The sequence below is a fragment of the Psychrobacter sp. UBA2514 genome (assembly GCF_002341255.1).
Lineage (GTDB): Bacteria > Pseudomonadota > Gammaproteobacteria > Pseudomonadales > Moraxellaceae > Psychrobacter > Psychrobacter pacificensis.
In genome coordinates, this window is record NZ_DDNS01000002.1 from 575 (window position 1) to 907 (window position 333).

The window sequence follows — 333 nt, forward strand, 5'->3', positions numbered from 1 at the left end:
CGGATAAAGCCAACGAATATATCGATGCCAAAAAACCATGGTCGCTCGCGAAATTGGAAGGCACTGAGCAAGAAGTTCAAGACGTCTGCTCGGTCGCTATCAACATTTTCCGTCAGTTGATGGTCTATCTGGCACCAGTATTGCCTGAGCTGACAGCAAATGCGAAAGAGTTTTTGAATATTGACGATTTAAGCTTTGCCAGTCGTAATGAGTGGTTATTAGGCCATAAAATCAATAAATTCAAGCCACTGATGCAACGTATCGAAGAAAAAGATATTGAAGCCATGGTAGAAGATTCTAAAGCATCATTAGCTCAAGCTGATGCGCCTGCTG

Annotated in this window: 1 pseudogene; it reads left to right on the top strand. The window is 42.6% G+C overall.

Annotation, left to right across the window (positions count from 1 at the left end):
- A pseudogene (gene metG, locus B3V51_RS00045) lies at positions 1–333 on the top strand (methionine--tRNA ligase); the annotation flags it as partial.